This window comes from Sphingomonas sp. SP4, from assembly GCF_058313375.1.
Window position 1 is genome coordinate 738,811 of the sequence record NZ_JBZFLE010000002.1, and the last position, 13,690, is coordinate 752,500.

A 13,690-nucleotide genomic window follows, 5' to 3' on the forward strand; every position below is an offset into this window, starting at 1 on the left:
TATGATCGTATTTGCCGCAGTTCTTACACTGGCCGCCCAAGCCACCGACTCGAACAATATCGACGGGACCTGGCTTAGTCCCGGAGGCAACAGCATCGTCACTATAGCCCCGTGTGGCGCGAACATGTGCGGCAGCGTCGCCTGGGCGAGCGACAAGGCCAAGAAGGACGCTGCGAAGACGACGCCGCAACTGGTTGGCGCTCAGCTGATCACCGGCCTTCAGCAACGTAAGGACGGCAGCTGGCTCGGCAAATTATTCATTCCCGATCGAAACATGCGGGTGACCGCCAAGCTCCAACGCGTGAATTCCGCACAGCTCAAAGTTTCCGGATGCGCGGCGGGTAAAGCGCTCTGCAAGTCGGACGTCTGGACCGCTTACACGTCTTCACTACCCACCGATGGATCGGGTCCCGCTTCCAAATAGCCGAGCGTCGCGTTCATCGGGACGCAAGCTGGGGGCTCCATTTCCGCCGCAAATGCGTTGTAATGAAACGGAATGACTAGGCTTTTCATTGCCTTAACCGTCGTGCTCGGCTTCCTCGCCTCGCCACTGCCAGCGAATGCGAAGAGCAGCATCGAGGGCCGCTGGAAGAACGGGAAGATGGAGATTCAGATCTCCCCGTGCGGCGGCGCTTTGTGCGGCACCGTCGTGAAGGCATCACCCAAACAGCAAGCCAAGGCGGAACGTGGCAGCGGCACCGATCTCATCGGAGCTCGGCTGATCACTAATATCCGGCCCAACGGCCCGAAGAGCTATCGCGCCAACGTCTATCTCGCGGATCGCGACATGAACGCCAGCGGCACCATCCGCCAGGTCGGCGCCAACCGGCTGAATGTTCGCGGCTGCGTTTGGGGACTGATCTGCAAGTCTACGAACTGGGACCGGATCCAGTAAGCAGCGGCTTGGCGAAATCGCCTTTGAGCACCGCTGACTGCAGCGCTGAAATCTCGTCAGCCCAATAGCGATCGGCAGTGAAGTGCGGTGAAATCTCGCGCACCGCGGAATGGATCGGCTGCAGCCTGGTGCCGGTCTTCAAGGGCGCGTGGTAGTCGATGCCTTCGGCAGCAGCCATCAGCTCGACTGCAATCACCCCGGCCGCGTTGCGGGCGATCTCCGTCGCTTTACGTCCAGCGATCGGCGCCATCGAAACATGATCCTCCTGGCCCGCACTCGTCGGAATGGAGTCAACGCTTGCCGGAAAGGCCAGGCTCTTGTTCTCGCTGACGAGCGCCGCGGCCGTAACCTGAGGGATCATCAACCCGGAATTCACGCCGGAATCCTGCGTGAGAAATGCAGGCAAGCCGCTCATCTTAGGATCTACCAAGACGCTGATGCGCCGCTCTGAAATGGATCCAACTTCGCATAGCGCCATAGCGATCGTATCCGCCGCAAATGCTGCGGGTTGCGCGTGGAAGTTGCCGCCCGAAATTGCGATGTCCTCGTCCGGGAAGACGATCGGATTGTCAGTTACGGCCGCCGCTTCGATTGTGAGCGTACGTGCCGCATTCTCAAGCAGATCAAGCGCCGCACCCATCACCTGGGGCTGGCAGCGGAAGCTGTAGGGGTCCTGCACTCGGCTGCAGGCGACATGACTGGTCAGGATCTCACTGCCTTCAAGGAGGCTTGAGATCTCTGCAGCGACACGAATCTGTCCGGGCTGACCGCGAAGCGCCGAGATGCGCGGATCGAAGGGTTTGGCTGAACCTTTGAGCGCATCCACAGAAAGTGCGCCCGCCGCGAGCGCTGCGCCGAGAACGCGCTCGCCTCGAAATAATGCGTCGAGCGCGAGCGCGGCGCTGGCTTGGGTTCCGTTGATGAGCGCAAGGCCTTCCTTCGGACCTAAGCTGAGCGGCTCCAGTCCCAGGCGCGACAACGCTGCCTTGGCGTCGACGACTTCGCCGGCAACATCGATCCGGCCGTAGCCCATCAGTGCTGAGATCAGGTGCGCGAGCGGCGCCAAGTCACCACTGGCGCCAACGCTTCCCTGCGCCGGAATCAGAGGGATGGCGTCGGCGTCGAGCAGCCGTTGCAAGGCCTCAATCACGAGCGGCCGTACGCCCGAATAGCCGCGGCCAAGGCCAAGCAGCTTCAGCACGATCATCAATCGCGTGACATGCCTTGGCAGCGGGTCGCCCAGGCCCGCGCTGTGCGAGAGAATGAGATTGGTCTGCAATTCCGCCAACCGGTCATTCGGGATGCGGGTGTTCGCAAGCAGGCCGAAGCCCGTGTTCACGCCATAGACGGTTTCGCCCGAGGCAACGATCCGATCAACGGAAGCTGCTGCGTTGGCCACCCGCTGCATGGCGGCACTGTCGAGCGAAGCGGGGCAGCCCTGCCACAAGCGCCGCAACGTGGCGAGATCGATCGATTCAGGATTCAAAGTCAGTGTCATGGACCAGCGTCTAGGAAATTTACGCGGTCATGCCCACCGAGTCGGCACGCGACGTTGGCAGGCATTCAAACCGGTCAGCTTACCGGAATGTGCCCTCCAATAATCCCGTGAGACTGTAGGAACTCTACGATGCCGTTCAGCATCAGCCCCATTCCCATGGCCGATACGAAGAAGCCGGTGATGCGGGTGGCGGCGTCAATTCCACTCTGTCCGAACCTTCGAAGTATCGCCTTGGAATAGATGAGGGACAGGTAAACGATCGCCATGGTCGCGACGATCGCGAGGATCGTGGCAGCTACCGTTTCAAGATCCTGGGCTCCCAAGGACATCGACGCGTGAATGGTTGCCGCCATGCTGATCAGCGTGGCTATTCCGCCCGGACCGAACATGATCGGCATCGCAAGCGGCGTAAAAGCGACGTCCATGCCGTCAGCTTGCTTGCTGCCTTCGGAGGGGATGATGCCTGGGCCTGACGTTGGGGCGAACAACTCGAACCCGATTCGGATGAGCACGATTCCACCGACGATACGAACCATGCTCAAGGAAACCCCGAATGCCTTGAGCAAGAGGGTTCCGAAGATGAGAAAGAAGAACATCAGGTAGGTCGCGTAGAGGCACGACTTCTTTGCAACGTGCCGCTGAACAGCCTCGTCCTTGCCTTTCAGCAGAGTGAGGAAGACCGGTATCGCCTCCAACGGGTTGATGATCGCCAGCAGCGTCGTGAACAGGCTGACGAAATGGATGATCGAAGGCCGCATCGTGTCTCCCTCCCGCTCGTTCAGACGCAACCTTGGCGATTGCTCGCCTAGTTGCCGACGAGAGGCGCGGCCAAAATTGGGGTAAACCCGGTCCTTACCGCGAGGGCTAAACGATCATCGGCAGGTCGAGCCCCTGCTCCCGCGCGCAATCGACGGCGATGTCGTATCCCGCATCCGCGTGCCGCATGACGCCCGTGCCGGGATCGTTCCACAAGACGCGTTGAAGACGTCTTGCGGCGTCATCCGTGCCGTCCGCGACGATGACCATGCCGGCATGCTGCGAATAGCCCATGCCGACTCCACCGCCATGATGGAGCGATACCCAGGTCGCGCCGCTCGCGGTGTTGAGGAGCGCGTTGAGGAGCGGCCAGTCGGAAACGACGTCGCTACCATCCTGCATGCTTTCCGTCTCGCGGTTGGGCGACGATACCGAGCCGCTGTCGAGATGGTCCCGGCCGATCACGATCGGCGCTGAAACCTCGCCGTTGCGCACCATTTCATTGAACGCCAGACCGAGGCGATGGCGCTGGCCAAGACCGACCCAGCAGATGCGCGCGGGCAGCCCCTGGAAAGCAATCCGCTCCCGCGCCATGTCGAGCCAGCGGTGGAGGTGTGCATCGTCGGGGATAAGCTCCTTCACGCGCTGATCCGTGCGGTAGATATCCTCGGGATCGCCGCTCAGTGCGGCCCAGCGGAACGGACCGATGCCGCGGCAGAAGAGCGGGCGAACGTACGCCGGGACGAAACCGGGGAAATCGAACGCATGGGTCACGCCCATGTCTTTCGCTTCCTGGCGGATGTTGTTGCCGTAGTCGAAGGTCGGAACGCCCAGTTCCTTGAACGCGAGCATCGCCTCGACATGCTGCGCCATCGAGATTCGCGCCGCCTCGACCACCGCCTGCGGATCGCGCTCGCGCATTTCCTGCCATTTCGCGACGCTCCAGCCGGCGGGGCAATAGCCGTTGGCTGGGTCGTGCGCGCTGGTCTGGTCAGTCAATGCATCGGGACGGATCCCGCGCTCCAGCATTTCGGGCAGGATTTCCGCGGCATTGCCGAGCAGGCCGACGCTGGTCGGCTCGGTCGCAGTGCGGATGATCTCGAGCGCCTCATCGATGCTTGTCGCGCGCTTGTCGAGGTAGCGCGTCTCTAATCGCTTCTCGATCCGGCTTTCCTGGACCTCGATCGCAATGCAGTGCGCGCCTGCCATCACCGCTGCCAGCGGCTGCGCGCCACCCATGCCGCCCAAGCCCGCGGTCAGGATCCATTTGCCCTTGAGGTCGCCGCCATAATGCTGGCGGCCCATTTCGGCGAAGGTCTCGTAGGTGCCTTGGACGATGCCTTGCGTGCCGATGTAGATCCAGCTGCCGGCAGTCATCTGGCCGTACATCATGAGGCCCCTGCGATCGAGCTCGTTGAACACCTCCCAGTTCGCCCATTTCGGCACCAGATTGGAGTTCGCGATGAGGACTCGCGGCGCATCCTTGTGCGTCGGGAAGACTCCGACCGGCTTGCCCGACTGGACGAGCAGGGTCTGGTCTTCCTCCAACCGCTCCAGCGTCTCGACGATCTTGTCGTAACATTCCCAGTTGCGCGCGGCACGACCGATACCGCCATAGACGACGAGGCTCTGCGGATCCTCGGCAACCTCGTCGTCGAGGTTGTTCATCAGCATGCGCACTGCGGCTTCCGTGGTCCAGCTCTTGGCCTTGATTTCGCTCCCGCGGCGAGCGCGGATGTGGCGGCTGTTGTCGCGTCGGTCGGTCAAATTGTCCCCGCTAAGTAGCTCGCGGAGCCTCTAGCCCTTCGCGCGCTTGGACCCAAGTGGCCGCCAGCTGTCGAACCACACCAGCGCATAACCGGCGATGATGAAGCCCAGCGCTATTCCGCCCGCGTTGATGGCGGTCTGGAGCCAGCCGATCCTGCCGACGTCCATGAAGGGATAGGGATAGCGGCCGTCGAAGTGACCGCGGGCCAATGCGTAGACGAAGTAAGCAAGCGGATAGGCAGCCCACCACAAGGGTGCGTTTCGTTTCAGTCGCGCTCGCGGGGCGAAGAAGAGCCACCAGAGGGGCATCGCGACAGGCGATACTTTGTGGAGCAGGATGTTCGCGATCGCGGCGGGCCCAGTTGGATGCTCGAGGTCTCGCAGCAGAGTCGCATAGACGATCCCAACGAGCATAATCGCGAGCGTCCCGCCGCCGAGAACCAGTGCTGAGACGGGCTGGTCGATCGCAACCGCTGTCATCACCACGGCGACGGCCAAGTTTGTGAGGATCGTGAAGAAGCGGGCCAGCACCCAGACCGTCGTGACGAAGTCATGCTGGTTCGCGAAGGACGCCGAGAACTGAATTGCAAGGCCGGCCCAACAGATGATCGCGACCAGTGCCGCGGCAGCTCTATTCATCAATCCCCCCGAAGATGCGCCGACCCGGCCCGGGTAGTCCAACCCAATAGCCAAGCTCCGCAAGCGACTCGATTTGCCAGACGCAAAGGTCTGCCTGCTTTCCCGCCGCAATACTGCCGATGCTGTGGGCGAGGCCCAGTGCGCGGGCGGCGTTGATGGTCATTCCGGCGACCGCCTCGTCCGGCGTCAGGCCGAACAGGGTGCAAGCCATGTTCATAGCGAGCGTAGGAGAGAGCATGGGCGATGTACCGGGATTGCTGTCCGTCGCAACAGCCATCGGCACCTTGTGCTTACGGAGCAATTCGACCGGCGGCTTTCGCTCCTCCTGAAGGGCGTAAAAGGCTCCGGGCAAAAGCACGGCGACCGTTCCAGCTGACGCCATCGCCTTCGCCCCGGCATCATCGAGATGCTCAAGATGGTCTGCTGACAGTGCGCGATACTGAGCGGCCAGCGCAGCGGCATTCTGGTTCGATAGCTGCTCGGCATGCAGTCGCACACGGAGCCCGTGATGCGCCGCGGCCTTGAAGAGCCGCTCGACCTCCTCCGGCGTGAAGGCAATCGTATCGCAGAAGGCGTCGATGCTTGTGGCGAGGCCGGACTTCGCGGCGGCCGGGATCAGCTTGTCGATGATCTCGGTGACATAATGCGCGCGGCGGTCGCGCTGGTCTGCAGGGATGGCGTGCAGCGCCAGGAGCGTCGGCACGATCCGCACGGCCTCGCCATCTCCCAGCCGGTTGGCGATGCGCAGCAGGCGCATTTCGCTTTCCGGATCGAGGCCGTACCCCGTCTTGATCTCGACCGTCGTGCAACCGCCGCGCATCAGCGCGTGGAGGCGGCGACGGCTCTGTTCGATGAGTTCATCGTCGGACGCGGCGGCAGTCTTCGCCACCGTCGACGCAATTCCCCCGCCTGCCTTGGCAATCTCCTCATAAGTCGCGCCCGCACGGCGCATCGCATGCTCGTCCGCACGCGTGCCTCCGAAGACCAAATGGGTGTGACAATCGATCAGACCAGGCGTCACCCAGGCGCCGTTCAGCGCGTCTACCTGCTTCGCGCGGTAGCCCGCGAGCTCGGTCCGCTTGCCGACCCGGACGATCTTGCCGTCTGAAATGCCGATCGCGCCATTTTCGATCAGGCCGAGCGGGCTACCCGGCCTGTCCTCGAAAGTCGCAATGTTGCAGTCTACGAGCAGGCGGTCCCACATGTGCGTGCCTTAGGCGAGCCGAGTTGCTACGGTCAAAGCCATGGCGGGCTGGCCCAATCTTTCCGAGCTTCTTTCGTCTTCTCATCGTGAGGCGCCGGTCGGATTGGTCGGCGCGCCGCTCGCCGCCGGGTCGGTAACGCCGGGCAATTGCGACCTGGCGCCGGGGGTCCTGCGCAGAACCCTGCGGCGTATCGGGCGCTACGACGTCGAAACGGGGCGCGAGCTCTCGACACTCATCGCCGATCATGGTGACGTGGAGATCGCCGGGCTCACCATCGAGGCCGCCACGCCGATCATCCAAAGCGCCGTTGCAACAAGCGCCGAGGCGCATGCCCTGACCCTGCTGGTCGGCGGCAACAACGCCGTCACTCGGCCTGGAGTGCTCGCGCTTGGTGCGAATCTTGAGGACGTAGGCTTGATCACCCTTGATGCGCATTTCGACATGCGCGATCTCGATGCAGGTCTCGGCAACGGTAATCCGGTGCGCGCGCTGATTGAAGACGGCTTGCCCGGTGCCAATATCGCGCAGGTCGGCCTCGCCGGCTTCGCCAACAGCCGGGCAATGCACGAAGATGCAATCGAAGCGGGAAACCTCGTCGTCACGATCGGGGATGTACGTAATCAAGGAATTTCACATTGCATTGATCGCGCCCTGGATCATGTGTCACATTGCGATGTGGTAGTGGTCGACTGCGACATCGATGTGATCGACCGCTCCCAATTCCCTGCCGCGCCCGGCGCACGCCCTGGCGGGATGCGGGTCGAAGACTTCTATTCCGCCGTTCGGCAGCTCGCGTCCGACTCTCGCGTGCGGGTCATCGACCTCACCGAGTGGGATCCGCCGCTCGACTCCACCGACCTCAGCGCTTTGACCGCGGCGCGCTGGGTCGCCGAGTGCCTCGCCGGGTTTGAGAGCCGCTAGACTTCCTGATCCGTTGAGGCGGGTCCGGTGTTACGACGACCTGACGCGGTTCGACCTTGCGGACGCATTCCCAAGGGATCCGCCGCCCTTCACTCTTTGCCGTCCATCGCTCGATCAAGCTGCCTGGCCCGCACATCAGCGCGGTGATCCTCCCCTTCTCGCAATGCACTTCATGCACGCGGCCGAGCGTCTCGCCATCGAGGGTCTTGATGAGCTTGTTCCGCAGGTCGGACAGCCTCATCAGAGCGCTCCCCACTCGGGCACCCACTTGCCCGCGGCGATTTCGCTCGTGTGCAGGCCGAGATCGCGGCCGGGGCATTCGAGATGGACCGCAGTCTTGATGCTGCGCACCTTGTCCATCGGCACACGCGTGATTCTGTCGCCGGCGATCTTCCTTACGATCCACATCGACCAGGATGGCAGTCGGCCCGCGTACGCTCCCGGCCCTACCAGGAGAGCGTTGAGCTGCAGTTCCTTGCCCGGACCACCTTGCAGCTCGACGTCATCGACTATCCCGCAATATTTGCCTTCCATGTCATAGAGCGGGAGGTCGAGCAGCTCGCTGACCAGCTTGATCGGACTGTCCGGCGTCATCCGTTTCCTCCCGACGTGAGAAAGTAGAGGGGCAGTGCGGCGACTGCGGCGACGGTGATGATGACGAAGTAGATCCAGCCCAGCGACTTCGCGACCGGCCCGTTCACGTACTGTCCCATATACTTCCGGTCCCCAGACAGCAGGAGGAGCGGCAAATAGGTGAAAGGCAGCACCAGGATCGAAAAGAGTATCGCGAATTCCACGAGCACCATGACGTCAATACCCGTGAGGACAATCGCAAGGGCCAACAGGAACAGACCGATCCAGATGATGGTGAAACGCGGCGCTTCCCACGGCTTCTTGTGGCGGCCCCAGATCCAGCCGAAGAATTGGGCAATCGAGTAAGCGTTGGCCATGCAGGTCTCGACGGCCGCTCCGGCGATGGCGAAGAACATGCCGAGCAGTGCGAGGATGAGCCCCCACTTTCCGAACGGAATTGCGGCTTGGAGCGCGGCGGTCCCTGGGATCTCGGGATTTACATTGGCCGGACCGAACAGCTGCGCGGAGTTCGAAAGGATCGCGATCGCGAGCAGCGAGCCAAGGCCCATGCCCAGGATTGATGTCAGCCGGTTGGTAAGCAGATCCTTCGGTCCCCAGCCCTCCTCGATACCGCCGGAAGAATAGAAATAGACTTCGTAGGGGAACATCACCGCGCTCACGATCGCCACCGCGAAATAGGCGAATGTCAGCATTTCCTTGCTGCTCAGCCCATGCGGGATGTGCGGAACGAAGCCTCCCGCGATCTTGTCCCAAGGTGGGTGGATCGCAATCAGCGCGGCGATGAAGACGAGCATGAACAGGCCGAGCAGGCCGTAGGTCCGCTCAATCCATTCGAACGGCAGGACCCAGATCGACACGATCATGACGAGCGTCATCACTATCGCCATCAGTGCGTAAGGCGCGCCAGTTAGGTAGTTGAGAACGAGCGCGACGCCGCCGATCTCCGCGGCGCAGGTGATCAGATTGCTGATGATGGATGCTGCCAGGGTGATGAGGCCGAGCCTCAGCCCAAGCCGATGCCGCATCAGGTTGAAGACCGGCTGCTTGCCTACCGCCGCGACGCGCCCGCTCATTTCGGAGAAGACGATGATTCCGATGGTCGAGAAGGCGAACACCCAGATCAGCGCATAGCCGAATTGCGAGCCCGCCTTCGCTGCAAAGACCAGCTCGCTGATGTCGACGAAGCCGCCGACTGCAGTCATGATCCCGAGCGTCAGCTCAAGCGGATTCAAGACTCTTCTCGATTTGCTTCAGCTTGTCCGACTGCGCGCGCAGTTGAGCGGGGGTCGCCTCATCCGGCTGCCGCAACAGCGCCTGAATTTGCTGGCCGTATGAAGAGTTCGGCTGGCTCAGAGACGAGGCTGCAGACTCCAGTTGCTTGCGAAGCCATCGATGCATGCTTGAGACGTAAGTTGGCGTCACACTGCCTTTGGCCGCCAACTCGTTCACCATCGCCCATTCGGCAGCCAGAGAGCGCGCCTGTCCGATATATTGCAGGTCCGCCTCCGGCCCTTTCGAGCAGCCGGCCACCAACAGCGCGAGGAAAAGGGACTTACGCAACATGCCGGCAAAACCGTTCCGGACGCGGACCGTTCCGAGGTCAGCCTTGAGAGGCGATGCGTCGCCCCTTCTCCGACAGGGTGCGGAAGGTGACCGAGAAGCGAAGCTGCTCTCCCGGCGCGATGCTGTGTTCCCAATCCCACCGGGATTCGCCTGAAATGAGGTAGGCCGAGCGGGGAGCGACATCGAGGCTGGCTCGGCGGAAGCCTGACCCCGTGCGCTGACGGAAGCGCAATGTCGCCGGCGTGTTCAGCGACACGCCGACCACTTTCTCGAACACGTCGCGATCTCGGTGCCAGCCGATCCCCGCGCCCGGATCGTATCGAGCCAGCAAGACGTGGACGAAATCGTCTGGTTTCAGGTCCGCGAAATCCGCGACCTTTTTCCGCAAGAATTGCAGCCAGTCGGGAATGGGCTCAGCTGGATTGAAGCTCGCGTCGTCGAAGTCGTAGCGCCACCCGAAGCTCTGCGTGCGGCGATTACCGAGCCAGCCGTGGAACTTGAACGGGGCAAGATCGAGCGGAAGCAGTCGATCGAGCAGTTGCTGCTGCTCCCCCTCCGAGATCAGCTCCTCGGTGTAGCGCAGGCCCTCAAGGAGCGGCTCATCGAACAGGAGACTCATCCCCCGAACAGCTCCTTGAGCTCAGAGGGTCGGAGTTCCGGCGCCAGCTGATCAAACGTGCACTGCTTCGGATCCTTGTCCGGCCGCCAGCGCAGGAAGCCCGTGCCGTGCCTGAAGCGGCTGCCCGTGACCTGGTCATAGCGAACCTCGACGACCAGCTTGGGCTTCAGCGGCTGCCATTGTGCCGTGCGCTCGGTGTTCCAGCGGCTCGGCCCGCCGGGTGCGCTGCCGGTGAAGCCCGGCGGCTCGATCAACGCTTCCAACTCCTTCGTTAGGGCCGGCCGTTCCTTTGCCGGGATGGCCGAGGTGAAGCCGACATGGTTGAGCAATCCCTCGTCGTCATAGAGGCCGAGCAGCAGGGAGCCGACCTCCTTCTTCTTTTCGGCATAACGGAAGCCGCCGACCACGCAGTCGGCCGTGCGCTGCTGCTTCACCTTGATCATCGCCCGCTCGCCCGAGCGGTATTCGAGATCCAAACGCTTGGCGATCACGCCGTCCAGCGCGCCGCCGCTCCGGTGAAGCCAACCAAGTGCGACTTCACAGCTGGCGGTCGCGGGCGAGAGGCGCAGTCCCGGTACTCGATTCTTTGAGATGAAGTGTTCCAGGGCTTGTCGCCGCTTCCTGAGCGGCTGATCCAGGAGCGACTTGCCGCCGATCTCCAACAGATCGAACGCCATCAGTTCTGCGGGAGTCTCACCGGAGAGCTTCCGGATCCGGCTTTCCGCCGGGTGCAGGCGGAGCTGAAGCGCGTCGAACGACAAGGCGTCGCCAACCGAGATGATCAGCTCCCCATCGAGCATGAAATCCTGCTCATTCGTCTTCCGGAGCATGTCCAGCACTTCAGGAAAGTAACGCGCCAGTGGCTTTCCCGATTTGGAGGTCAGCGTTACGTCGTCGCCTTCGCGCCGAGCGAGGCAGCGGAAGCCATCCCACTTTGGCTCGTACTGCCAGCCTTCTCCCGCCGGCAGCTCGGCCGCGAGAAGTGCCTCCATCGGCGCCAGGTTATTCAGCTTCTTGTCCACTTGCAGACAATGGCCAGCCGGTTGCAGTCGTTCCCGTTGCGGTTGCCGTACCGCTTGTTACGCTTACGGACCAAAGGGAGGGCAATATGGCATTCGATCCAAACGCCGCCACGGCGCGTTACATCGACAGTCTCGGGCCGACGGCTCTGCAGAAGGCGCACGACTATACGGTCGGGCGCGAATGGATCTTGCTGTGGGACGTGCTGGTTGCAGCGCTTGTAACATGGCTGATCGTCCGGTCGGGTATCCTCGACAGGCTGGAGGCGAAGATCGCGCCGAAGCGGAAGAACCTGCGGGCCTTCCTCGTCAGCCTCGTATTCTTCATTGTCTCAGCCCTGCTGACGCTGCCCTGGACGCTGTACGAGAGCTACTTCCGCGAGAAGGCGTACGGACGCACGAGCCAGCCGCTGAGCGACTTCCTCGGGCAAGCGGCACTTTCGGGGGCGATCAGCGCCTTACTTGGCGCAGCGTTCATGATCGGCGTTTATGCGCTGATCCGCCGCACCGGGCGGCGCTGGTGGCTATGGTCCGGCGCGCTCGCGGCATTCGCCCTTGCCTTCTTCATGCTGCTCTCGCCGATCCTCATCGAGCCGCTGTTCAATAAATATGAGCCGGTGCCGCCGGGCCAAGTCCGCGATGCGGTCGTATCCATGGCTCAGCGAGCCGGCATTCCGCCGGAGCGCGTCTTCATGTTCAACGGCTCCCGCCAGTCGAACAACTTCACCGCCAATGCAGGGGGCGTTGGAAACACCGCCCGTGTCGCAATCTCAGACGTAGCTTTCAAGAATGCGTCGCTCGACGAGGTGCGGGCTGTCACCGGGCACGAGATCGGCCACTACGTGCTGAAGCACACTTGGTGGGGCATTCTGTTCTTCTCCATCATGGCGATGGTCCTTTTCTGGCTCGCCGACCGGCTGTTCCCACGTTTCGCGCAGCTGTTCGGCACGAACGCACAGCTGAGCGATCCGCGAGGCATCCCGGTGCTGTTCTTCTTGATTTCGCTGTTCGCGCTGTTTGCATCGCCTTTGCTGAACACGTTCGGACGCGCGCTTGAGACCCAGGCGGACGATTATTCGTTGCGGACCGAGAACCGCCCTGACGCTCTGTCGACCGCGCTCGTGAAGACAGCGGAGTATCGCTACCCTCGTCCAAACCGGCTGGAAGAGATCGTCTTCTACGATCATCCGTCGGTGGAGACGCGCGTCCATCGGGCGATGGCATGGAAGGCTGCCCACCCGGAGCCGCCGGCGCCTTAGGTGAACCTTTCACATAGTCGCCTCGCGCGGCGCCGTTAGCTTGTGCAGTGCAGCAAATGCGGGGGTGCTAGTGGCGGCAGAGGGGCAGCTCACCATCGACAGCGGGGACACAGCTTGGATGCTCGTGTCGACCGCACTCGTCATGTTGATGCTGCTTCCGGGATTGGCGCTCTTCTACGGCGGCCTGGTTCGAGCGAAGAACCTCCTGTCCGTGATGAGCCAGGTGATGGGTGTCACCGCCGTCGCGATCCTGACTTGGGTGCTGTGGAATTACAGCCTCGCGTTCAGTGGCGGGAATGGGCTGGTTGGCAGCCTCGGCAAAGCCGGGTTCGGAGGCCTGACTGACGGATCCGCCTGGGCCGTTGGGACGAGCGGCAATGCGATCCCTGAGCTGGTGTTCGCTGCATTTCAGATGACTTTCGCCGCCATTACGGCCGCCTTGGTCATTGGCGCTTTGGTCGAGCGCGTGCGTTTCTCGGCAATCATGCTCTTTTCGGTGCTGTGGCTGACGATCGTCTACGCGCCGCTCGCGCACATGGTCTGGGCAAGCGAAGGCTTCCTCTTCAAATTCGGCGCAATCGATTTCGCTGGCGGCACTGTCGTGCACATCAACTCCGGCATCGCCGGCCTGGTCGGCGTCTACTTTGCCGGCTCTCGCATCGGACATCTCAAGGAAGCGATGCCTCCGCACTCGCTGGCGCTGACCATGGTGGGTGCCGGACTGCTGTGGGTTGGTTGGTTCGGATTCAACGCCGGGTCTGCGCTCGAAGCGAACGGCTTGGCGGCAGTCGCGATGGTGAACACCTTCGTGGCGCCCGCGGCAGGGCTGCTCAGCTGGATGGCGGCCGAACGGATCGTATCGGGAAAGCCTTCCATGCTGGGCGGCGCTTCAGGCGCCGTCGCCGGTCTTGTCGCAGTCACGCCGGCAGCAGGTGTCAGCGGGCCCATCGGTGCA

The 13,690-nt window shown here is 62.5% G+C and carries 16 protein-coding genes (1 of these 16 cut by a window edge); 5 read left to right on the forward strand and 11 right to left on the reverse strand.

Features of this window, described 5'->3' with window-relative positions; all coding sequences use genetic code 11:
* The first annotated feature begins 1 nt into the window (after window position 1).
* Together AC4GYV_RS13030 and AC4GYV_RS13035 are read left to right on the forward strand one after the other, a co-directional pair.
* Window positions 2-424, forward strand: coding sequence for a DUF2147 domain-containing protein (locus tag AC4GYV_RS13030; RefSeq protein ID WP_491101129.1), 423 nt, complete (start codon window positions 2-4; stop codon window positions 422-424).
* A gap of 72 nt (window positions 425-496) precedes the next feature.
* Window positions 497-895 carry a DUF2147 domain-containing protein gene (locus AC4GYV_RS13035; protein ID WP_491101130.1) on the forward strand — a complete coding sequence of 133 codons (399 nt, stop codon included), beginning with the start codon at window positions 497-499 and terminating at the stop codon, window positions 893-895.
* Here the strand turns inward: AC4GYV_RS13035 and hutH are convergent.
* From hutH to hutI, 5 genes are all read right to left on the reverse strand, one after another.
* The gene (gene hutH, locus AC4GYV_RS13040; protein WP_491101131.1) at window positions 870-2,393 is read right to left on the reverse strand and encodes a histidine ammonia-lyase; all 1,524 of its coding nucleotides are present in this window, start codon (window positions 2,391-2,393) and stop codon (window positions 870-872) included. The genes AC4GYV_RS13035 and hutH overlap by 26 nt on opposite strands.
* 74 nt (window positions 2,394-2,467) lie before the next feature.
* Window positions 2,468-3,151 (reverse strand): MarC family protein, encoded by a 684-nt coding sequence (locus AC4GYV_RS13045; RefSeq protein WP_491101132.1) that lies wholly within the window; start codon window positions 3,149-3,151, stop codon window positions 2,468-2,470.
* A gap of 106 nt (window positions 3,152-3,257) precedes the next feature.
* Window positions 3,258-4,916, reverse strand: coding sequence for a urocanate hydratase (gene hutU, locus AC4GYV_RS13050; RefSeq protein ID WP_491101133.1), 1,659 nt, complete (start codon window positions 4,914-4,916; stop codon window positions 3,258-3,260).
* Between the two features lie 30 nt (window positions 4,917-4,946).
* The gene (locus tag AC4GYV_RS13055) at window positions 4,947-5,555 is read right to left on the reverse strand and encodes a Pr6Pr family membrane protein (protein WP_491101134.1); all 609 of its coding nucleotides are present in this window, start codon (window positions 5,553-5,555) and stop codon (window positions 4,947-4,949) included.
* Window positions 5,548-6,759 (reverse strand): imidazolonepropionase, encoded by a 1,212-nt coding sequence (hutI, locus tag AC4GYV_RS13060; RefSeq protein WP_491101135.1) that lies wholly within the window; start codon window positions 6,757-6,759, stop codon window positions 5,548-5,550. The genes AC4GYV_RS13055 and hutI overlap by 8 nt, the downstream gene beginning before the upstream one ends.
* A 103-nt stretch (window positions 6,760-6,862) precedes the next feature.
* Between hutI and AC4GYV_RS13065 the strand changes: the two genes are divergently transcribed.
* Window positions 6,863-7,681, forward strand: coding sequence for an arginase family protein (locus AC4GYV_RS13065; protein WP_491101136.1), 819 nt, complete (start codon window positions 6,863-6,865; stop codon window positions 7,679-7,681).
* On the opposite strand, the gene AC4GYV_RS13070 is transcribed toward AC4GYV_RS13065, so the two are convergent.
* Genes AC4GYV_RS13070 through AC4GYV_RS13095 form a run of 6 tightly spaced genes read right to left on the reverse strand, consistent with a single transcriptional unit; the run spans window position 7,620 to window position 11,479 of the window.
* Window positions 7,620-8,000: a PRC-barrel domain-containing protein gene (locus tag AC4GYV_RS13070; protein ID WP_491101137.1), complete on the reverse strand. Its 381-nt coding sequence runs from the start codon at window positions 7,998-8,000 to the stop codon at window positions 7,620-7,622. The two genes, AC4GYV_RS13065 and AC4GYV_RS13070, sit on opposite strands and share 62 nt — an antisense overlap.
* Complete coding sequence (locus tag AC4GYV_RS13075) at window positions 7,922-8,275, reverse strand: PRC-barrel domain-containing protein (protein WP_491101138.1); 354 nt, start codon at window positions 8,273-8,275, stop codon at window positions 7,922-7,924. Before AC4GYV_RS13075 ends, AC4GYV_RS13070 begins: the two co-directional genes overlap by 79 nt.
* Window positions 8,272-9,507, reverse strand: coding sequence for an NRAMP family divalent metal transporter (locus tag AC4GYV_RS13080; RefSeq protein ID WP_491101139.1), 1,236 nt, complete (start codon window positions 9,505-9,507; stop codon window positions 8,272-8,274). The genes AC4GYV_RS13075 and AC4GYV_RS13080 overlap by 4 nt, the downstream gene beginning before the upstream one ends.
* Entirely contained in the window at window positions 9,494-9,835 is a 342-nt protein-coding gene (locus AC4GYV_RS13085; RefSeq protein ID WP_491101140.1) for a hypothetical protein, read from the reverse strand. The genes AC4GYV_RS13080 and AC4GYV_RS13085 overlap by 14 nt, the downstream gene beginning before the upstream one ends.
* 40 nt (window positions 9,836-9,875) lie before the next feature.
* Window positions 9,876-10,457: an alpha-ketoglutarate-dependent dioxygenase AlkB gene (locus AC4GYV_RS13090; RefSeq protein ID WP_491101141.1), complete on the reverse strand. Its 582-nt coding sequence runs from the start codon at window positions 10,455-10,457 to the stop codon at window positions 9,876-9,878.
* The gene (locus AC4GYV_RS13095; RefSeq protein ID WP_491101142.1) at window positions 10,454-11,479 is read right to left on the reverse strand and encodes an ATP-dependent DNA ligase; all 1,026 of its coding nucleotides are present in this window, start codon (window positions 11,477-11,479) and stop codon (window positions 10,454-10,456) included. The genes AC4GYV_RS13090 and AC4GYV_RS13095 overlap by 4 nt, the downstream gene beginning before the upstream one ends.
* Before the next feature lie 86 nt (window positions 11,480-11,565).
* Here AC4GYV_RS13095 and AC4GYV_RS13100 point away from each other — a divergent pair, with 86 nt between their 5' ends.
* Together AC4GYV_RS13100 and AC4GYV_RS13105 are read left to right on the forward strand one after the other, a co-directional pair.
* Window positions 11,566-12,735 carry a M48 family metallopeptidase gene (locus AC4GYV_RS13100; RefSeq protein WP_491101143.1) on the forward strand — a complete coding sequence of 390 codons (1,170 nt, stop codon included), beginning with the start codon at window positions 11,566-11,568 and terminating at the stop codon, window positions 12,733-12,735.
* 40 nt (window positions 12,736-12,775) lie between these two features.
* Window positions 12,776-13,690, forward strand: the 5' portion of a protein-coding gene (locus tag AC4GYV_RS13105) for an ammonium transporter (protein ID WP_491101144.1). The gene runs 366 nt beyond the window's last position; the window shows 915 of its 1,281 coding nt (coding positions 1-915); it begins with the start codon at window positions 12,776-12,778; its stop codon lies off the right edge, out of view.

What these genes read in the sequence shown, in the direction of transcription:
- AC4GYV_RS13030 (WP_491101129.1), top strand. Translation starts at nt 2, where the DNA reads ATGATCGTATTTGCCGCAGTTCTTACACTGGCCGCCCAAGCCACCGAC.
- AC4GYV_RS13035 (WP_491101130.1), top strand. Translation starts at nt 497, where the DNA reads ATGACTAGGCTTTTCATTGCCTTAACCGTCGTGCTCGGCTTCCTCGCC.
- hutH (WP_491101131.1), bottom strand. Translation starts at nt 2,393, where the DNA reads ATGACACTGACTTTGAATCCTGAATCGATCGATCTCGCCACGTTGCGG.
- AC4GYV_RS13045 (WP_491101132.1), bottom strand. Translation starts at nt 3,151, where the DNA reads ATGCGGCCTTCGATCATCCATTTCGTCAGCCTGTTCACGACGCTGCTG.
- AC4GYV_RS13055 (WP_491101134.1), bottom strand. Translation starts at nt 5,555, where the DNA reads ATGAATAGAGCTGCCGCGGCACTGGTCGCGATCATCTGTTGGGCCGGC.
- hutI (WP_491101135.1), bottom strand. Translation starts at nt 6,759, where the DNA reads ATGTGGGACCGCCTGCTCGTAGACTGCAACATTGCGACTTTCGAGGAC.
- AC4GYV_RS13070 (WP_491101137.1), bottom strand. Translation starts at nt 8,000, where the DNA reads ATGCCCCGGCCGCGATCTCGGCCTGCACACGAGCGAAATCGCCGCGGG.
- AC4GYV_RS13075 (WP_491101138.1), bottom strand. Translation starts at nt 8,275, where the DNA reads ATGACGCCGGACAGTCCGATCAAGCTGGTCAGCGAGCTGCTCGACCTC.
- AC4GYV_RS13090 (WP_491101141.1), bottom strand. Translation starts at nt 10,457, where the DNA reads ATGAGTCTCCTGTTCGATGAGCCGCTCCTTGAGGGCCTGCGCTACACC.
- AC4GYV_RS13100 (WP_491101143.1), top strand. Translation starts at nt 11,566, where the DNA reads ATGGCATTCGATCCAAACGCCGCCACGGCGCGTTACATCGACAGTCTC.